The sequence below is a fragment of the Robertmurraya mesotrionivorans genome, from assembly GCF_050971805.1.
In the GTDB taxonomy this organism is placed as follows: Bacteria; Bacillota; Bacilli; order Bacillales; family Cytobacillaceae; genus Robertmurraya_A.
Map to the genome: position 1 here is coordinate 199503 of NZ_JBPCCH010000005.1, position 21086 is coordinate 220588.

Below are 21086 nucleotides of genomic sequence, written 5' to 3' on the forward strand. Positions count from 1 at the left end.
ACTCATATGTTAGGAGTGAAATATGATGAATGGTAAAAAAATCATGTTTTTAATGGTGATTTCATTATTGATACTAAGCATTGTCATGCCTGTTTCAGCTGCATCAATAAATAGTAAGAATGCTATTAAACTAGAAGCAACCTCCTTAGATGGAATGGAAAAACCAGCTATTGATATTACATTAGGTAACAAGTTGCCATTAAACGGGTATTTTACTCGGAATGTTACTGTCGGTGATGAGACGCGTACGGTAAAAATCTATGTAGCGCCAGAAACGACTATCCGAGATTACTTCACGGTCATAGCTGCTCCAGATGATATGACAACAGAAGAGTTCCTTCTCAAAAGCGGATGGCTGGATATTGCGGATAAGAAATCAGAAGGATTGTTCATACTAGAGCCTGGTGTGAATGGTTGGGGAAGTGCGGAAGAAGAACTTGCCTATATTAATGAAGCAGTAAAGGTATTAAAAGATACTAAGTATTACAATACTTTTGGTGTCTTTTATTTAGCCGGATATGGAGACGGAGGAACAGCACTTCAAGCTTGGGCGATGCAAAATCCACTCTTTGTCATTAGCTCCGTTTTTGTAGAAACAGAAGATCTTGATTCAGAATTTATTCGGGAAACAGGAGAAAAGACTTTTGTTGAAAATAGAGAGATTTCTTACTCTGAGGTTCCTGTTCCTACTTGGTTTGTAAATGATAACCCAAGTTCCGTAGAAAACTTAGTCGAATACTGGAAAGGTGCTAATGACACAGTTGCATCGGGAGAGAAAGGATCAACAGAGGGATTGATGGGAAGTACCGTCTATATACAAAAAGAAGATTCTACTAGTATTGTCACTTCTTACAGCGATGTACGTTCCAAAGTGGCAGTTCTTGATCAAGGCGGAAATGGAGTGTATAAGACGGGTTTCACCAAGAAAGTTTATGATTTCCTTTCTTACTATACGCGCTATGACAACACAACCGTTAACGGCAATGTACTAGGTGTAAGACCTGATTACGAAAAAATGGGTGTTGAAATCAAGGAAATGAATTTGGATGGATATACTCGCGAGTATTTAGTTTATGTCCCGGATTCTGCACCTGAGGAGAACATTCCGGTAGTCTTCGTTCTTGCAGGAAACACGCAAACGGCACGAGTATTCTTTGACGCCAGCCATTGGTGGGAGGTAGCAGACAAACACGGATTTATGCTTGTTATGCCTAGTGAACAATACAATTCATCGACAGAAGTAACATGGAATGTTAACTACTCAACCAATAAGCAAGATGATTTTGTCTTCCTTGAGGAAATAGTTAAGCAAATTGACAAAGATTATAACGTTGATCCTGGGAAGCGATATTTAACTGGTCAATCTCTTGGCTCAATGTTCACGAACTATGCGAGTGCCGTCATGCCCGAATACTTTACTGCTTTTGGTTCAACTTCTGGTCCGCTTTTAAGACCTATTGAAGGGAAAAATGATAAAGTACCGTTTTATCTGCTCTTTGGTGAATATGATATTTGGAGTTGGGACCACAAGATTCCAGGACAAACAAATACTACTGTGCAATATTGGCTGGATAGAAACGAACTCGGTGAGCTGAGCGATTCTATTGTTACCACAAAGGACAGATATACCACTTACACTTGGTACGATAACAATGAAACACCGATGTACAAATATACTCAGACAAAAGATAGAGCCCATAACTTCATTGTGTCAGAAGTTTGGGAACTATGGGAAAACTGGTTCTCTCATTGGGAAAAGGATGTAGAAGGAAACCGTCATTATACGGAGTAATTCCAGAACAATTATTTACCATATAGAGGAAGCTATGTTATACTAATGTTACCAAATAGAAAGGGATGATGGGTGAACGATGAAGAACTAATCTTATTTTAAAACGATTGAAATTTCATATTTCAAATCAAAAAAATAGGATTAGTCTGCCCATTATCTATACGGTTCTTAGCTTTTTACGGAAAAGCTTTATTTGATTATGGTATGAAACGACTAATCCTTCCAATTTAACTGGGAGGATTTTTTTATTCTCCCTGTAAACCGAGGGGATGAAATAATGAGAGAACTTTTTAAATGTAAAGATGTTAGCTATGAAATAAATGATGTGACCCTTTTTAAAGATGTAAATGTTCATGTTCATGAAGGAGACGTCATAGGGATTATTGGAAAAAATGGAGCTGGGAAATCAACCTTACTTCATGTTATATACAACCATTTAGCTCCCACTAAAGGAAGTATTCAGTGGGTAGAAAGAAATGTGAAAATGACTTTAGTCGAACAAGAAACGGAAGTCTTTTCTGGGGAGGAAGAGTCACACGTTTTTAATAAAAAATGGATGGTGCCAACACACACTGATTTTTCCAATTTAAGTGGAGGAGAAAGGCTAAAGCTTCGATTAGCACATGGCTTTTCAAAAGAATCTGACCTTTTGTTATTGGATGAACCAACCAATCATTTAGATGAACAGGGCACACAGCTTTTGATTGAGCAAATAAAAAATTATAAAGGTTCGATTATTCTTGTTTCTCATGATCGGTATTTTTTAGATAAAGTAGCTACAAAAATTTGGTCTATTGAAGGGACTAAAGTTTTTGAACAGAAAGGAAATTATTCTAGTTATATGTTAGCTCGCGAACAGAAAAGGCAATCACAGCAGCGAGAATATGAGAAGCAACAAAAAATGGTCGAACGAATTGAAGCACAAATGAATGAGCTCACTTCTTGGTCACAGAAAGCACATTCACAGTCCACGAAAAAGGAAGGGTTTAAAGAATTTTATCGCGTAAAAGCAAAACGCATGGATGCCCAAGTCAAGTCCAAACGAAAGCGTCTTGAAAAAGAGTTAGAAAAAGCGAAAGTGGAGCGGGTTGAACCAGAGTATGATGTTCGTTTTACGATTGAAAATCATAACAAGGTTGGGAAACGGTTTCTAGAAGTGAAAGATTTGTCAAAGAATTTTGAAGGTAGAGTGCTATTTAACAACGTTAATTTTACACTTCTCCACGGGGAGAAGATCTCCATAACTGGTCCGAATGGAAGTGGTAAAACAACATTGTTAAAAATCATACTTGGTCAAGAACCGTCAGAAGGAGATGTATGGATTTCTCCAACAGCAACAATTGGTTATTTGACGCAAGAAGTGTTTGATTTACCATTAGAAAAAACACCAGAGGATCTTTTTTACAAAGAAACCTTCGATGCAAGAGGAAAAGTTCAAAATCTCTTGAAACATTTAGGTTTTACAGCTTCTCAATGGAAAGAACCGCTTCAAAATATGAGCATGGGTGAACGGGTAAAGTGTAAACTGATGGGATATATTTTAGAAGAAAAAGATGTGCTCATATTGGATGAACCAACTAATCATCTCGACTTACCTTCCCGCGAGCAGCTAGAAAGGACTTTGGCAGAGTATAATGGTACGTTAATAATTGTTTCTCATGACCGTTATTTATTGGATAAGACGACGAATACAAAACTTGTTATGAGTAACATGACGATTCAAAAGAAACTTAGTGACGTACCACAAAAATTAAGTAATCTAGACGAATTGCGGCTAAAGCTTGAAACCGAGAGACAAGAAGTTCTAGGAAAACTAAGCTTTATGACGACTAAAGATCCAGCATATAAAGAACTTGATAGTAGATTTAATGAACTGACACGAAAGTTAAAAGAGCTTAATTGAAGTAAAAACTAAGAGAGCCTTTCATATAGAGAGGCTCTTCCTAGAGCTCATACTTGTAATCAGTATAGAGTAAATATTACAATACATATGGAATCATGCTATAATCCTGATTTAAATACCTAATAATCGAAGCTTTAAAAAATAAGTTTCTGAAAAATTAAAAAATGTTATAATAGTATTGTTATACAAATTTGTGAGGTGGCGAACATGCAACGAACTGCAGAAAATATTTCAGAACAAAAAAAGGAAGAGACTATGGCTTATTCTAGAACAAATCCCTTTCAAGCAAAGGTCCTTAAAAATATTAATTTAAATGGCCCTGATTCTAATAAAGAAACAAGACATATAGAGTTGTCGTTAGAAACTTCTGGCCTTTCATACGTACCAGGAGATTGTCTTGGGATTTTTCCACAAAATGATCCTGATTTAGTTGCTTCTATTCTTGAAGAAATGAAGTGGGATGCAGAAACGCCTGTAATCATTGATAAAGCTGGTACAACACTACCACTGAAAGAAGCATTATCCACTCACTTTGAAATTACTTTATTAACAAAGAAGATTTTACAACAAGCTGCGGGTCTAACTGAGAACGAACAGCTAAAAAGGCTAGTAGCAGCTGAAAATATTGGTGAACTCAAGGAATATGTGGATGGGCGTGACTTACTTGATTTGTTACACGACTTTGGACCGTGGAACGGGACAGCTCAAGAAATAGTATCTCTATTAAGAAAATTACCACCACGTCTTTATTCTATCGCAAGCAGTTTTGTCGCTAATCCTGGGCAAGTACATTTAACAATTGGTGCTGTACGATATACAGCTCATGGTCGTGATCGTAAGGGAGTATGTTCAGTACAATGTTCAGAACGTCTTGAAGAAGGCGATACAATTCCTGTATTTATTCAACAAAACAAGCACTTTAATCTACCTGAATCTGGCGAAGCAGATATTATTATGGTTGGACCAGGAACAGGAATTGCTCCGTTCCGTTCATTCATTCAAGAACGTGCAATCAATAAAGCAGAAGGTAGATCTTGGTTGTTCTTTGGAGACCAGCATGCGGCAACAGATTTCTTATATAAAGAAGAGTTAGAGGGCTATGTAAAGGAAGGCTCTTTAACAAAATTAGAGACTGCGTTCTCTCGCGATACAGAACAAAAGGTGTATGTACAACACAAAATGCTTGAAAATAGTAAGGAAATTTATGAGTTGCTTGAAAAAGGTGGTTACTTCTACGTTTGTGGAGATAAGACCTATATGGCTAAAGATGTGCATGAAGCATTGATCACTATTATTGAAACAGAAGGTTCAATTTCACGTGAAGAGGCTGAAAGCTATTTAAATGAATTGAAAAAGCAAGGTCGCTACCAGCGTGATGTATATTAATTAATAGAAGAAGAGCTATTCGATCATTCGAATAGCTCTTTTTTAGTTGAATTTTTATATCCCTAGTTTCAGTTTAAGGAGACAAAAACTCTATTTTTGGAATAATATTTCTAAGGATAATCTTTTCATTTAAAATAGCGGTCATTTCTTACTTGACACTATCTTATTGTGATATTATAGTTACTTACATAAAGTAACTAAGTGGTAATTAATGAGGAGAATATGGTAATGCATGTGAAAAACTCAGGGATAGAAATTGGTCTATATACGCTTGGTGATATTGTACCAGATCCTCATACGGGAAAAGTGATTAGTCCAGGGCAAAGACTTAAGGAAATACTCGAAGCAGCAAAGCTTGCTGATGAAGCGGGGCTTGATGTTTTTGGGGTTGGAGAACATCACCGTTTAGATTATGCGATATCTTCTACCCCAGTTGTACTATCAGCAATTGCTCAACTAACTAAAAAAATCAAATTAACGAGTGCAACTACTGTTCTAAGTACCGTCGATCCTGTTCGTTTGTTTGAGGATTTTGCAACATTGGATTTACTTTCTGATGGACGCGCAGAAATCATTGCTGGACGAGGGGCTTTTTTAGAATCTTTCCCTCTCTTCGGTTTTGATATTAATGAATACAATGAACTATTTTTAGAAAATATGGATCTATTTTTACAATTAAATCAACAAGAGAAGATCACTTGGAATGGTCAATTTCGATCATCCTTATTGAACGCGGAAATTGCTCCAAGACCGATACAAGATAAGCTACCAATTTGGGTTGGTGTTGGTGGTTCACCAGAAAGTGCTGAACGTGCGGGGGAGCTTGGTGTTGGGATGGCTGTAGCGATTTTAAGTGGAGATTCGATGAAGTTTAAGCCATTAGTTGATTTATATCGACAAGCTGGTAGTAAGGCAGGTCACTCATCGGATAAACTAAGAGTAGGGGTTACAGGCCATGGGTATTTTGCAAGTACCACCCAAAAAGCAAGAGATGAATTTTACCCTTATTATTCTGTATACAAGTCATATGTCAATCAGCAGTTAGGCAAAACAGGAAAATTATCAAGAGATGAATTTGACCAATTGACGGATCCCGATACAGCCCTTTTTGTGGGTAGTCCGGAACAAATCGTGGAGAAAATTCTTCGTCAACATGAGCTTTTTGGCCATCAGCGCTTTATGGCTCAAATTGATATTGGTGGGTTACCGTTCGAAAAAGTAGCCGAAGGGATCGAGATATTAGCCACAAAGATAGCTCCTATCGTTAGGAGAGAAACAAGTAAATAAAAGTGAAAATAATGGTGAAAAGGGGTTACTTAGTTGACGCAGACAAAATTTGATTCAAAAGTTCTTTCTGTTTTAGAAGACAAAATTCAATTAATTAAAACGGACAAAGGAGCCATTTATTTAGTTGGACCAATCAAACTACCTGTAAACCTTTACGGTGAAACAGTTGTTTTTCAATGGTATTGTTGGTTAAATTGTGATGAAGTAACAGAAGACTTCGAAAGAATCATCAATAAATTATCTTCCGTTAATTTAGCAGAACTACAACAATCGAGCGTTCTGGCATATGGAGATTTTTCTTATGAGGAAGATGCCATTATTCGAATGCATTCTATCTGTCACACGGGTGATATTTTTGGAAGCAAGAGATGTGATTGTGGATACCAATTAAAACAATCGATGAAAATGATCATTGACCATGGAACGGGTGCATTATTTTACTTAGCTAACCATGAAGGGAGAGGGATTGGTTTATTTAGTAAAGCAATGGCCTATATTCTCCAGGAAAATGGCTACGATACAGTCGATGCAAACGAAAGTCTTGGTTTTGTAGATGATTCAAGAAATTATTCAGATGCGATTCAAGTACTAAAGGCACTTCGCTCAAAACCAGTTACACTTATGACAAATAATCCGAAAAAGCTTGAAGCATTAAAAAATGCGGGGTTAACAGTCTCAGAAAGAAAACCATTGTGGGGAGATGTATCTGAATACAATGAAAATTATCTTCAAACAAAAATCAAACGATCTGGCCATTTAGAAGAAGAAGGGACTTGTCCAAATGACTAACGATGAATTTTATATGGACTTGGCATTGAATAATGCCATTGCCATGAAAGGACAGACGGATCCAAATCCATTAGTCGGGTCTGTAATCGTCAATAATAATCGGGTAGTAGGAATTGGGGCGCATTTAAAAGCAGGCGAACCACATGCCGAAATACACGCCATACGGATGGCTGGTGATCAAGCGAGAGGGGGAACAATCTATGTAACCCTTGAACCTTGCTCTCATCATGGGAGAACTGGTCCTTGTGCAGTCGCGATTGTAGAAGCAGGTATTAGGAAGGTGGTCATTGCTACCCTCGACCCAAATCCTGTTGTTTCAGGTAACGGTGTGAAAATCCTTAAGGATGCGGATATTGAAGTGGTTGTTGGGGTAGGAATGGAAAAATCTCAACGTATGAACGAAGTCTTTAATAAATTTATTGTTCAGAAAAAGCCGTTTGTTACATTAAAATCCGGGATTACGCTAGATGGAAAAATAGCCACACACACCTCAGATAGCAAATGGATTACTTCTGCAGAGGCTAGAGAGGACGTTCACCACCTTAGAAATCAAAATATGGCTATATTGGTAGGAGTAAATACAGTAATTAAAGATGATCCGGAATTAACTGCTCGTATCCCTAATGGACGTAATCCTATTCGAGTAATAATGGATTCTACATTAAAACTTCCCCTTGAATCAAAGGTTGTAACCGATAAGAAGGCAGAAACATGGATTTTCACTAGTGAAATCTACGATAGAGAAAAGAAACAAACATTAGAAAGCATGGGAATCACCCTATTTCACACATCTGGAAAAAAACAAGTAGATCCTAACGAAGTGGTAAGTATTTTAGGTGAAAAGCTTATATCTTCTCTACTAATTGAAGGTGGGGGAGGAATTAATGCGACATTCTTTGAAAATCATTTGATAGACAAAGTTGTTCTCTATATGGCTCCGAAATTAATCGGTGGGAGTTTGTCTCCATCGTTCCTTAAAGGGACTGGAGTAGATAAAATGAAGGATGCTGTGGAACTTTCAGATGCTTCGATCACCCAAATAGGGAAAGATTTTAAATTCGTTGGTTATCCAATTTATAAATGAGGGGAATGTTAAATAGGTTTTCAGTAGGGAATGTTCATTTTTGAAAGTGGGCATCTTTAATATCTGATATTTACTTATTTGCTCGTTCCTAGTTAAATATAGTAAAATGAATGGAGTTCATTCATTTTGAGGTGGTAATGATGAGTCACTCCAATGAAAAATATGATAAAATTTTACAAGCTGCCATTGAAGTTATTTCTGAAAAAGGTCTAGACAAAACATCTATTTCCGATATCGTAAGGAAAGCCGGAGTTGCCCAGGGGACTTTTTATCTCTATTTTCGATCAAAAAATGCTCTTATTCCAGCTATTGCTGAAAATTTACTCATGTATTCACTCAGCAATATAAAAAAGAGAGTAGTAGATACGTCATCTTTTTGGGAAAAAATAAAGGTGTTTATTGACGAAACGTACCGTATTACGGATGAGTACAAAGATGTGCTTGTTCTCTGTTATTCCGGTCTCGCATTAGAGTATTCTTTAGAAACATGGGAAACGATTTATACACCGTATTATCAATGGTTTGAGGATATCTTACAGCATGCGATTGTACATGAAGAAATTATTAGTAGTTTTCATGTAGAGTGGACATCAAAAATGATTATTAATCTCGTCGAAAATGCAGCAGAGCGTTTTTACATAGCTAAAGATCAAGACATGGAACTCCAAGACTCGAAAGAAGAACTTTTCCGATTCCTAGAGAGGTCATTATCAATAAAATGAGGAAATGATTTTATAAAAAACGACAAAAAACACTATTTTTGTCGTTTTTTATTTGCCTTATAGAATATATTCTTGATTAAAATACCTTGCAATCTCTTCCTTCATGAAATAAGATAGTCTCAATTGAAAGCGATTTCATTAAAGGTTTGTTTGAAGTATGTTAGAAAGTCTGACGAAGAAGTGGAAAGTCTAGAAAAGTATGAGTATATTAACTAAAAAGGTTTCTCCTTTTGTAGTTTTATGAATGACGTTCAGTCATTTATGAGTAAATAGGAGGGAGGTCACAAAGTTTTTTAACTAGTAGAGATGAGTATATGTTTATAATTATCTAAATATTCAAAATTATATGTTTGATTGGGGGAAGATACATGCCGGCTGAAAGAATTGAATTAAGAAGGTCACTTAAGCTATCGCATATTGTGTTAATGGGTATTGGGTATATGACACCAATGGTTGTTTTCGATACCTTTGGTATTGCTTCCGAAGCTACAGCAGGTCATGTTCCTACAGCATATATCCTCGCCTTGGTTGCGATGTTGTTAACGGCACTTAGTTATAAACAAATGATTCAAGTTTATCCAACCGCTGGATCTGCTTATACGTACACTCAAAAGTCAATTAATTCACATTTAGGATTTTTAGTTGGATGGGCAGCGCTAATGGACTATTTATTTTTACCAATGGTCAATGCCCTTATATTTCAAATCTATTTATCTTCTATCTTTCCAGCGGTACCTGAGTGGATATGGGTGGTTGGATTTGTTATGGTGGTGACCTTCTTTAACTTAATGAGTGTAAATTCAACGGCAAACTTTAATACTTTCTTAGTTATTCTTCAAGGAACGATTATTTTATTGTTTATTGGAGTCGCTATTAAATATTTATTAAGTGATGGCGGTGTAGCACAAGCATTTTCCATTCAGCCATTTTTTGAACAAGGGATAGATTCATCGCTTCTTATTGCAGGAGCGACGTTAATGTGTTTTTCTTACTTAGGATTTGATGCGGTGGCTATGCTAGCAGAAGAGACACCTAACCCGAAAAAGACGATTCCAAAGGCCATTTTTCTTACTGCGTTACTAGGTGGATTGATGTTTATTGTCACCTCGTATTTCATTCAGCTCGTTTTTCCTAATCCACAAGACTTTACTGACCTAGAAGCATCATCTCCAGAAATTGCTACCTCGATCGGAGGATCTATTTTTCAGATTATCTTTATTGCTGGGGGAATAGCTGGCACACTTTCATCTGGTATTGCTTCACATGCAAGCGTTTCGAGACTGTTATATGTTATGGGGAGAGATAAGATCCTACCTGAGAGAATCTTTGGATATGTACATCCGAAGCTTAGAACTCCAGTTTTAAACATTATTATAGTAGGAATTGCTTCTCTATCGGCGATTTTTTTCAGCCTGGCAACTGCTGCTTCATTTATTAATTTTGGAGCTTTAATTGCTTTTACATTTGTAAATTTATCAGTCATTGCACATTATGCCTTTAAAAACAAACAGTACACAACACTAAAGGGCTTGTTTTCATATGTCATTATGCCATTGCTAGGTGCGGGTGCAATTTTTGTTTTGTGGTTAAACCTTGAAAAGAGTTCTATTATTCTTGGTGCCACATGGCTTGCCTTCGGACTTTTGTACCTAATATATCTTACGAGAATGTTTACTAGAAAGGTTAGTAATATAGAATTTAATGAAATGGAAGAGCTTGAGCCAACTACGTTAATTAAGATGTAAGAGCTTTTATGAAATAGAAGGGGTGCGAGAAGAACACCATGCACCTACACGGAATAACAACTCCCCTTCCTAATTGTAAAAATTTAGAGATATTCACTTGATATTTTTTTACTTTTCACTTATATTCAGATTATTAAAAATAATTATGCGTCATATTCTTTTTTTAAGTACCATAATGAATGACAGTCATTCATATCTATTAACAGAAAGTCGAGGCGATAAAATGAACATGTTACATTTTTTGATTCCAGTACTCCTTTCAATGAATCTAATCTTAATTGTGATTCAACCATTCAAAATAAATTACAGGAGGAAAATAAAAAATGAAATATCCATTATCGCCCGAGGTCAAACCTGAATTTTGTACAACAGGATCTTTTGTGAGACTACCAGAACAAAGAGAGAATGCCAAACTAGCCATAATTGGCATGCCTTTTGATACAGCCGCTTCCTTTCGGGTAGGAGCGCGTTTTGCTCCGCAAGCTATCCGACAAGCATCTATGACTTTATTTCCATATCATCCTATTCACAAGGTGTATCCTTTTGATGAAACAAATGCTATTGATATCGGAGACGTTTCTGTCATCCCTCATAATATTCATAAAAGCTACGAACTTATGGAAGAAGCAGTAAAAGGGCTTATGGAAAAGGGGATCATCCCCATTGGACTAGGAGGAGATCATTCAATTACTCTTGCAAGCTTACGTGCCGCAGCTAAAGTCCATGGACCCGTAGCATTGATTCACTTTGATTCTCACACGGATACATGGGATACTTATTACGAAGAAAAGTATTGGCATGGCTCTCCTTTTATTCGTGCACATGAGGAAGGTTTGGTTGATCCGTCCAAGGTCTTTCAAATTGGTATTAGAGGTACGCTCAACCATCCTGGTGACGTTCAAGAAAGCTATGAATTAGGGTATAACGTCATAACTACTCACGATCTTGAACAAATGGGATTTGAGAGCGTGCTTACAAAAATGCGGAATGTCATTGGTGATACTCCCGTCTTTCTAACCTTTGATATCGACTTTGTTGACCCCTCCTGTGCCCCAGGGACAGGTACGTTAGAGGTAGGTGGTTTCAGTAGTAGAGAAACATTACAAATGATTCGATCTCTTACTGGTTTCAACTATATCGGATTTGATGTGGTAGAGGTCTTGCCTCAGTATGATCAAACACAAATCACCGCTTTATTAGCAGCAACCATTGTGCATGATTTTGCTAGTTTGGCTGCTTTGAAGATAAAAGAGAAAAAGGAATAGAATGTGAGAGAGGGAGTCGATGTACTTCCTCTTTTTTTGTTGTTTGGAAAATACTGTTTATCTAATAAAAAATCTTGGGAATTTTCAGAAACTATGTTATTTTATTAAACATGAGTAAACGGTTACATTTATGTGGCAGGTGATAGAATGCGAATAACGTCTGAAGTAGCACATTCTATATTAGTAAAGCTTAAAAAACTAGTAAACTATAACATTAATATTATGAACAGTGATGGGGTGATTGTCGGGAGTACAGATTCCTCAAGATTAAATCAGATTCACCAAGGGGCATTAATGGTTTTTGATACAAAAAAAGCAATCTTTATTTATTCTGAAGATGAAGCGCATTTTCCTGGAGCAAAGCCAGGTGTTAATTTACCAATAGAAATACAGAAGAAAATTATTGGGTGTATAGGGGTTACGGGGGAACCGAATGATGTTATACAATTTGCTCAAATTTTGAAAGTAACTGTCGAAGTTATGCTTCAGGAAATGGAACTATTTAATCAACTACAATATGAGAATAAACTAGCGGAAAAATGGGTGTTGGATTTTGTGCATCCAAGTCACTTTCATGCTTCAAAACTTGAAGCAGATGGCTTGCATTATTTAAATCTTGATTTTCAAAAGAATATTAGTATTTTCCTTATTCGGTTTACTGATTTTTTACCAATTACGAAACATCAAGACATGGAGGAAGTGGTAAAGAACAGAAAGAAGAAAGACGAGCGTCTACATCAATTAAAAACACTTCTTCCTTCCATTGTTTTTTCTAGCTTTTTAGAGGACGATAACTGTATCATTGCCGTACCGCCATCAAAAACTAACTATCAAACTGCTGCTGATTCTATTCATACCTATTTTATAAACCAAGGAGTTAAGGTTAGAATTGGAATTGGTGGATCCTACACTGGAATAGAAGGGTATCGAAAATCCTATTTAGAAGCTTGTGATAGTTTAAAATTGCTCGAGAAGTTTACTAAACCTAACGGTGTTGCGCATATTTCTGATTGGGGAATTATTACTCTTTTTCAACAAGTACCTGAAGAAACGTTAAAGAGTTTTTATGCACAATACTTACCTGAAGAAGTTACCTTAAATGAGGAGCAGATACATACATTGGAAGTCTTATATAATAACGCATTAAACATGAAAGTTACTGCAGAGGAGCTTCATATCCATCGAAATACACTTTTATATCGGTTAGACAGTATTTCTAGAAAGACTGGTTTGGATCCAAAAAACTTTCATGATGCCTTACTATTAAGAGTGTTATTAGTAATAGAAAAATTAACCTTTAAATAATAGTTGTGCGGCTGCACAACTATTATTTTTATTTCTCAAGATATTTTGTGCGGGTACCCGATGATTTCACCTACGATTATATAGTTTAATTAAATTGTTCTAATATTCAGAGAAAAAGGTGGGACTATGAAAATTTTAGTAGCTCCAGATTCCTATAAAGGCAGTTTATCAGCCCTTCAAGTAGGGACAATTATCAAGGATGCCTTTAGTAGGGAACTACCAGATCTAGATGTAGAAATCATTCCAATGGCTGACGGAGGTGAAGGTACACTAGAAACTCTTGTTTTTGCAACAAAAGGGAACCGAATTAAGGTCCAAGCAAGAGGGCCTTTGCAACAATCAATAGAAACAGAATTTGGTGTTTTAGGAGATGGAAAAACAGCTGTAATAGAAGTAGCGGCTATTTCGGGATTGCCAATGGTTCCTTTACAGGAGCGTAACCCAAAGCACACAACTACATACGGAATTGGTGAAGTGATACTACATGCCATGGAAGATGGATATCGAGAATTCATTGTAGGACTTGGTGGAAGCTCGACCAATGATGGTGGCATGGGAATGCTTCAAGCTCTGGGTGCAACTTTCTTTAATGAAGAAGGGGAGACGCTGCCACCAGTTGGAGAATCAATTTTTCATGTAAAAAGGGTGGATTTATCAACATTACATCCCCTTTTAAAAGAATGCAAGTTTATGATTGCGAACGATGTTACCAACCCTCTCTGTGGAAAGAATGGTGCATCCTATGTTTTTGGTCCTCAAAAGGGGATCCAAAACGACAAACTGGAAGAGTTTGATTGTGCCATGAAACAATACGCTCTTCTTGTTGAAAATCAGTTAGGTACCGAATTAAAACACATAGATGGTGCTGGTGCTGCAGGTGGATTAGGTTTTGCCTTTCTCATGCTAAATGGAATAATGAAATCTGGTTCGAGAATTGTTGCCGAAGTAACGAAATTAAGTCATTCCATAAAGAATGCAGATTTTGTTATTACAGGAGAAGGACAAAGTGATTTTCAAACGCTATTTGGTAAAGTACCTATCTATATAGCCAATCTGGCGAATGAAGAAGGTGTCAAAACAATCTTGCTTTCTGGGAGCTTGGGCGAAGGATATGAGAAACTTCGTGACTATTTTATGAGCTGCCATTCCATCACTGTAGGACCGATATCTCTGGAGGAATGCATGAACAATGCTGAGCAACTTTTGTATAACCAAGCGAGAAATATCGCTTTATTCATGAAGGGGATATTAAGTGACACAGATCTTTTATTAACTAGTAAATAAGTAGAAAAGCGGATTTTTTTACCGATAAATAGTAAGCGTTTACAAATATACAAAAAGGGGTGCTTGTAATGAAAAAAGTGTGGATTATGCTTTTTGTACTTGTGCTAGGTACTGTTTTAGCTGGTTGTGGGAAAGAAAAAGCTTCTAGCAATGAGGATTCTACGAAGGTTGATGTCTCTAGGGTACGCGTATTAATTGGATCAAGTTCGACGGGTGGGGATACTTACCAAAACGCTGATGCAGTTACAAGATATTTAGAAAAAGAACTAGATACAAATGCAAAAGTAGATGCCGTTGGAGCAAATCGTGCCTTTGATGAGCTAGCAAAAGCAAAAACGGATGGCAGTTCAGTTATGTTCTTCCATGATATGGCTTATCTAGGTGTAGAATATGGAAGCTTTGACGAAAAATATTCTTTAGAAAATTGGACAGTAGGACCTGTTGTTGCCTTAAACCCAGGAAATGCATTTTTAGCTAAGGCTGATGCTCCTTTTGATACAATGGCTGAATCTGCTGAATGGTTAAAAAACAACCCGGAAGAAACGATAAAGGTAGCAATTGAAGCGGGTGGTGTATCACAGATTGGTTTTGATGCCTATTATTTATGGGTGAAAGAAGAGTACGGTACAGAAGTTTCAGACCGTATTAAGGTTTATGTAACTGGTTCACAAAGTGATAAAGACCAAGCTTTATGGGATGGCAATGTCGATATTATTCATGGCTCTGTTTCATCCAATGCTCAGTATACAGAAGAGGGAGTAGAAGACAAAATTAAGATGAAATTTGTAGGAATCACTTCTTCTGAAAGATTAGAAGGTTACGAAATTTCAACTTTTGCAGAGCAAGGTATTAAAGTGGATGGGAAGGAATTTACCTTCGACAAAGAATACTTCTTCCTTTTACCTAAAGACATTGATCAGGCGTTTGTAGACAAATTAGATCAAGCAATCTCTGAAGTTGTAAAAAATCCTGATTATGCTAAGGACTTAGATGTTAACGCTTTCATTGTAAACCATATTCCAATGAAAGAAGCAGAGGCTCATCTTACTGAAAAAAGAGATATCTTAAGTAACATCATTAAAAATGGTCCAGATCTTAATGAAATAACTGCTAACTAAAAAACTAGATACGAAGTACCACGTATAGTGGTACTTCGTAGAATAAAGATCACCATAGGAATGTAAGGGCAGGTGAAATAATGATGAAAGATTTGTTCACCATGGAAATCACGTATAGTGAGTACCATCTAATCTTTCCGAAAATTATACAGACCATTTTAATCATCTTATTGCTAGCGATTCTTGTACAACAAGTGTTCAAGAGAATGAAAAGTGGGAATAAAAAAATATTTTTTAATAGAATCATGGCAGAAAACTTTGATAAGTTGAAGTTTTTCGGAACCATTCTATTATTACTCGGTTATGTATTTTTCCTTGAAGTGATTGGTTTTATTGCTGCATCGATTATTTTTATGTTTGTGTTAACGATACTGTTAAGAGGAGACGTGAAGCGAAATACTTTGATCATCTCACTGTTGAATTCAGTGACCACGTCCGTTCTTGTGTGGCTTTTATTTGGATACTTATTTGATATTACTCTACCGTAAAGGCGGTGATTACTGTGGAAGCGTTTGAGATTTTAACACCCTTGTCTATCATTCTATGTATAGTTGGGGTTTTTGTAGGAATTATATTTGGGGCAATCCCTGGGATGACGGCAACGATGGCGATTGCTATCTTTCTACCAATCACTTATGCACTTGATTTAATTGACTCTCTAGGATTGTTACTTGGTTTGTATGTGGGGGGAATTAGCGGCGGATTGGTACCGGCAATATTAATGAATATTCCGGGAACTCCTTCCTCTATCTGTACCACTTTTGATGGTTACCCGATGACACAAAAAGGGCAAGGAGAAAGTGCGCTAAAGGTAGGGATTACAGCTTCGTTAATTGGTGGGATCTTCAGTTTAGCTATCCTATATTTCTTTGCACCCGTTCTCGCTTCAGTAGCGATTGACTTTTCCTCCGTGGAAAAGTTTCTGATTATCCTCTTTGCCTTAACCGTTATTGCTTCATTATCTAGTGGTAGCTTATTAGGTGGTATATTTAGTGGTTTTCTTGGGGTGTACTTAAGCTTAATTGGGTTCTTTGAAGACAATAATCAATTAAGATTAGTACCATCGTTTTTAGAAAATGAATTGTATTATGGCTTTGCTTTATTACCAGTTCTAATCGGGCTTTTTGCGATTACTCAAATTCTGCAAGAAGCTGAAACGGGTATGAAGTCTTCTCCATATCAAAAGTTTGAGTTCAGTAAAAAAGATAAATTCTCGTTTAAGGTGTTTAATGGTCAATGGATAAATACAATTCGTTCCTCTGTGATTGGTACCTTTGTTGGCATACTGCCTGGCGTGGGGGGAAGTGCTGCTTCGATCCTAGCTTATTCTCAAGCGAAAAACTTCTCTAAACATCCTGAAAAATTAGGAAAAGGAGAGCCTGAAGGAGTCATCGCAAGTGAAGCGTCGAATAATGGATTAACGGGAGGGGCATTAATTCCTCTCTTATCATTAGGGATACCTGGAGACAGCACAACCGCTGTTTTAGTAGGTGCTTTCTTACTTCAAGGAATCCAAGTCGGACCACTATTTATTACTTCAAATCCTGATCTATGGGGTGGAATTGTCTACGCCCTGCTTATTGCAAACGTCATTATGTTCTTTATGATGTTCTTGGCAATCAAATACATGGCCAAATTAGTGTATGTTCCTAAACAAATTATTTATCCAATCATCATTGTGATGTGTGTAGTCGGTGCCTATGCCATTAACAACGGAGTGATTTTTGATGTTTGGACATTGGTCTTATTTGGATTAGCTGGCTTTGTATTTACAAAGATAGGTATTCAGGTAGCGCCATTCCTGATTGGATTCATCCTTGGAAAAGATTTAGAGAAGTATTTTATTGATTCTCTAAAAGGAAGTGGAGGAGATGTCACGATCTTTTTCACCAAAGGACCTATTGCCCTAGTTCTATGGGGATTAATCCTTATTTCCATTGTATATTCACTAGTACAAAGCAGAAAAACCAAGCTTTCAGATAATGGAGTGAATACTCCGGCATAAAAAATGTTCAAAGGGAGGAATTTATATGTTTCAGCCTAAAGGGGTAATTCCAGCTCTTGTAACTCCATTGGATGAACAAGGGAATTTATTAGAGGATGGGCTTCGCCAAGTAATTGATTATACCATTCAAGGTGGGGTACATGGAGTCTTTGTATTAGGTAGTACGGGAGAAATTTATGGCTTAAGTGATCAACAAAAAAAACGAGTCTTAGAGATTACAGTTGAACACATAGCAGGACGTGTCCCTATCTATGCAGGGGCTAGTGAGATTACAACAAGAGATTGTATCAAAACGGCTCGTTTAGCGGAGGAAGTTGGAGGGATCTCTGCGGTATCTGTTTTAACCCCATATTTTGTCACACCGAATCAAGAAGAACTAAAAGAGCATTATAAAGAAATCGCTAAATCTACTAGCCTACCTATAATTTTATATGGAAATGACGAAAAAACGAACGTTAGTATTTCACCGGACACATGTGTAGAGCTATCTGAAGTAGATAATATTATCGGAATTAAAGATAGCAGTGGAGATATGACAAAGATGGCAGAGTACATTAGACGCACGCAAGGTAAGGAGTTTCATGTTCTAGCTGGAAGAGATACTTTGATTTTTGCAAATCTTTGTTATGGTGGCACAGGTGGAATTGCTAGTACTGGAAATGTAGCACCAGCAATTGTAGCAGGTATTTACGATGCATATGTTGCAGGTGAGTTTGAGAAAGCAAGGGAACTGCAATTTAAGCTTGCTCCATTACGATTAGCTTTTGGGTTGGGTAGCTTCCCAGTGGTCATGAAAGAAGCGTTAAACCTTGTAGGGGTTAATGCAGGGGTTACGTTAGGACCCGTTAAGAAACTATCACCTGTAAATAAGGTAAAACTAATTGAAGTGCTAAAACAGCTAGATGTGTATCAAAAAGTACAGTAAATAGGAGTGGGATGTTATGAAAATTGGATTTATTGGTCTTGGGATTATGGGGAAACCTATGTGCAAGAATTTGATAAAAGCGGGATATAGCCTAGTGATTATTGATAGAAATAAAGAAGTTACAGAGGAATTTGAAGAGTTAGGAGTTGATGCGGGCTCTACCCCTAAGGAAGTTGCAGAAAGAAGTGATGTAGTCATCACGATTCTTCCAAACTCTCCTCAGGTAATGGATGTCGCTTTAGGAGAAAACGGACTTGTCGAGGGAATGTCAGAAGGAAAGGTATTTATTGACATGAGCTCTATAGCCCCTCTAGCTTCAAAGAAGATTGCTTCTGCTCTAAGTGAAAAAGGGGTCGAAATGTTAGATGCACCGGTTAGTGGCGGCGAGCCAAAAGCGATTGATGGTACGTTATCGGTCATGGTTGGTGGGAAGAAGGAAATATTTGATCAGAACTACGAAATCATGAAAGCGATGGCAGGATCTGTAGTCCATGTTGGTGAAATAGGGGCTGGAAATACAGCGAAATTAGCTAATCAAGTGATCGTTGCGATTAATATTGCAGCGATGTCAGAAGCACTTGTGTTAGCAAGTAAAGCAGGGGTTAGTCCTGAACTCATATTTGAAGCCATACGTGGAGGGTTAGCTGGTAGTACGGTGTTAGAAGCGAAAGCTCCTTTAGTCATGGATAGACAGTTCAAACCAGGTTTCCGAATTGATTTACATATAAAGGATCTACTAAACGCCTTAGAAACAAGCCATGAAATAAGTGCACCATTACCTTTAACTGCATCTGTTCTTGAAATGATGCATGCCTTAAAAGCAGATGGACAACACATTGAAGATCATTCAAGTCTAGTTAAATATTACGAAAAACTCGCTAATATTGAAGTGACCCGATAGAGAAAGGGGAAATCAGGATGAATACAATGATCGAAAAGGTTAACACCACTCCTATCATTACGGATATGACAGTTATCCCTGTTGCCGGGCATGATAGCATGCTACTGAATCTCAGCGGAGCACATGGACCATATTTTACTAGAAACATAGTAATCCTTAAGGACAGTAGTGGGAATACAGGTGTGGGTGAGGTACCTGGCGGAGAGGGAATTCGGCAAACATTAGAGGATGCTAAATCACTAATCGTTGGCTCTTCTATCGGAAACTATAACAATACCTTAAATACGATTAGAAGAAATTTTGCTGACCGTGATGCAAATGGAAGAGGTCTCCAAACATTTGATTTAAGAATTACCATTCATGCAGTTACAGCAGTCGAAGCTGCTCTATTAGATTTACTTGGGAAGTTTTTGAATGTCCCAGTGGCAGCGTTACTCGGTGAAGGCCAACAACGAGAAAAAGTAAGAACGCTTGGGTATTTATTTTACATTGGCGATCGAAAACTAACAGACTTACCTTATTATAGTAATGAATTAGCGACAAACGATTGGTACCGTATACGACATGAGGAGGCATTAACAGCTGAGGCAGTTGTTCGATTAGCAGAAGCTGCACAAGAACAATATGGATTTAAAGACTTCAAGCTAAAAGGTGGAGTTCTTGAAGGGAAAGAGGAAATTAAGGCAATTCGAGCATTAGCAGAAAGATTTCCTGATTCTCGAATCACCTTAGATCCTAACGGAGCCTGGTCGCTAGATGAGGCAGTGAATTTATGTAAGGAAATGAAAGGTATTCTAGCTTATGCAGAAGACCCATGTGGAGCGGAAAATGGATACTCGGGCCGGGAAGTGATGGCTGAATTTAGAAGGCAAACGGGATTACCCACTGCCACAAATATGATTGCAACGGATTGGCGCCAGATGAGCCATACCATTTCCTTGCAGTCGGTTGATATTCCTTTGGCCGACCCTCACTTTTGGACCATGCAGGGATCAGTACGGGTCGCTCAAATGTGCAATGACTGGGGATTAACCTGGGGTTCTCATTCTAATAATCACTTCGATATCTCATTGGCGATGTTTACCCATGTTGCAGCCGCTGCACCTGGTGAGATAACAGCAATCGATACTCACTGGATTTGGCAGGAAGGAATCGAGCGACTCACGAAGGAACCACTTACAATAGTTGATGGACATATCTCCATTCCAGATAAGCCAGGTTTAGGAATTGAAATTGATATGGATCAAGTTTCTAGAGCTAACGAAGTATACAATAATATGGGCTTAGGAGCTAGAGATGATTCCGTTGCCATGCAGTACCTGATTCCAAATTGGACTTTTAATAATAAAAGACCTTGTCTAGTACGATAAATTTTTGAAAAAACTAATTATTAAATTTAATTTGTATTGACAACTAAAATAAAATAAAACTATAATACTAGTAACAATAGTATGTAAGCGCAATCAAAGATTGTAATAATTACATAGTAAAGAACGAATCGGACTGTTACTGGTAAAGCAGGCATAACCGAAAAAGACTTAAGATACAACAAGTCTTTTTCGGTTATTTTTTTTT

17 protein-coding genes are annotated in these 21086 nt (G+C 37.3%); all 17 read left to right on the forward strand.

From position 1 onward, the window contains the following. Window positions 1–25 precede the first annotated feature (25 nt). The 17 genes from ACRX5O_RS11360 (at window position 26) to gudD (ending at window position 20881) form a co-directional block, all read left to right on the forward strand. Window positions 26–1792, forward strand: a complete 1767-nt coding sequence (locus tag ACRX5O_RS11360) for a CE1 family esterase (protein WP_433906047.1) — start codon at window positions 26–28, stop codon at window positions 1790–1792. Between the two features lie 277 nt (window positions 1793–2069). Next, window positions 2070–3695 carry a ribosomal protection-like ABC-F family protein gene (gene abc-f, locus ACRX5O_RS11365; RefSeq protein ID WP_433906048.1) on the forward strand — a complete coding sequence of 542 codons (1626 nt, stop codon included), beginning with the start codon at window positions 2070–2072 and terminating at the stop codon, window positions 3693–3695. 207 nt (window positions 3696–3902) lie between these two features. After that, a complete protein-coding gene (locus tag ACRX5O_RS11370; protein ID WP_433906049.1) occupies window positions 3903–5081 on the forward strand; it encodes a sulfite reductase subunit alpha in 1179 nt (392 codons plus the stop codon). A gap of 228 nt (window positions 5082–5309) precedes the next feature. Further along, window positions 5310–6368: an LLM class flavin-dependent oxidoreductase gene (locus ACRX5O_RS11375; protein ID WP_433906050.1), complete on the forward strand. Its 1059-nt coding sequence runs from the start codon at window positions 5310–5312 to the stop codon at window positions 6366–6368. Between the two features lie 33 nt (window positions 6369–6401). Beyond that, complete coding sequence (locus tag ACRX5O_RS11380) at window positions 6402–7157, forward strand: GTP cyclohydrolase II (RefSeq protein ID WP_433906051.1); 756 nt, start codon at window positions 6402–6404, stop codon at window positions 7155–7157. Beyond that, window positions 7150–8241 (forward strand): bifunctional diaminohydroxyphosphoribosylaminopyrimidine deaminase/5-amino-6-(5-phosphoribosylamino)uracil reductase RibD, encoded by a 1092-nt coding sequence (gene ribD, locus ACRX5O_RS11385; protein ID WP_433906052.1) that lies wholly within the window; start codon window positions 7150–7152, stop codon window positions 8239–8241. The genes ACRX5O_RS11380 and ribD overlap by 8 nt, the downstream gene beginning before the upstream one ends. A 137-nt stretch (window positions 8242–8378) precedes the next feature. Beyond that, the gene (locus ACRX5O_RS11390; protein WP_433906053.1) at window positions 8379–8963 is read left to right on the forward strand and encodes a TetR/AcrR family transcriptional regulator; all 585 of its coding nucleotides are present in this window, start codon (window positions 8379–8381) and stop codon (window positions 8961–8963) included. A 368-nt stretch (window positions 8964–9331) separates the two neighbouring features. Further along, window positions 9332–10708, forward strand: a complete 1377-nt coding sequence (locus tag ACRX5O_RS11395) for an APC family permease (RefSeq protein ID WP_433906054.1) — start codon at window positions 9332–9334, stop codon at window positions 10706–10708. Window positions 10709–11031: 323 nt separating this feature from the next. Next, window positions 11032–11973 (forward strand): agmatinase, encoded by a 942-nt coding sequence (speB, locus tag ACRX5O_RS11400; RefSeq protein ID WP_433906055.1) that lies wholly within the window; start codon window positions 11032–11034, stop codon window positions 11971–11973. Window positions 11974–12120: 147 nt separating this feature from the next. Continuing rightward, on the forward strand, window positions 12121–13278 hold the full coding sequence (locus tag ACRX5O_RS11405) for a CdaR family transcriptional regulator (RefSeq protein WP_433906056.1): 1158 nt from the start codon (window positions 12121–12123) through the stop codon (window positions 13276–13278). A gap of 126 nt (window positions 13279–13404) precedes the next feature. Continuing rightward, window positions 13405–14562: a glycerate kinase gene (locus ACRX5O_RS11410; RefSeq protein WP_433906057.1), complete on the forward strand. Its 1158-nt coding sequence runs from the start codon at window positions 13405–13407 to the stop codon at window positions 14560–14562. Between the two features lie 68 nt (window positions 14563–14630). Further along, a complete protein-coding gene (locus ACRX5O_RS11415) occupies window positions 14631–15680 on the forward strand; it encodes a tripartite tricarboxylate transporter substrate-binding protein (protein ID WP_433906058.1) in 1050 nt (349 codons plus the stop codon). Window positions 15681–15763: 83 nt separating this feature from the next. Beyond that, a complete protein-coding gene (locus tag ACRX5O_RS11420) occupies window positions 15764–16168 on the forward strand; it encodes a tripartite tricarboxylate transporter TctB family protein (protein WP_433906059.1) in 405 nt (134 codons plus the stop codon). A 14-nt stretch (window positions 16169–16182) separates the two neighbouring features. Continuing rightward, entirely contained in the window at window positions 16183–17685 is a 1503-nt protein-coding gene (locus ACRX5O_RS11425) for a tripartite tricarboxylate transporter permease (protein ID WP_433906060.1), read from the forward strand. A 25-nt stretch (window positions 17686–17710) separates the two neighbouring features. Continuing rightward, window positions 17711–18610, forward strand: coding sequence for a 4-hydroxy-tetrahydrodipicolinate synthase (gene dapA, locus ACRX5O_RS11430; protein WP_433906061.1), 900 nt, complete (start codon window positions 17711–17713; stop codon window positions 18608–18610). A gap of 16 nt (window positions 18611–18626) precedes the next feature. After that, window positions 18627–19511 (forward strand): 2-hydroxy-3-oxopropionate reductase, encoded by an 885-nt coding sequence (gene garR, locus ACRX5O_RS11435; protein ID WP_433906062.1) that lies wholly within the window; start codon window positions 18627–18629, stop codon window positions 19509–19511. 17 nt (window positions 19512–19528) lie between these two features. After that, window positions 19529–20881 (forward strand): glucarate dehydratase, encoded by a 1353-nt coding sequence (gene gudD, locus ACRX5O_RS11440; protein ID WP_433906063.1) that lies wholly within the window; start codon window positions 19529–19531, stop codon window positions 20879–20881. Window positions 20882–21086 lie beyond the last annotated feature (205 nt).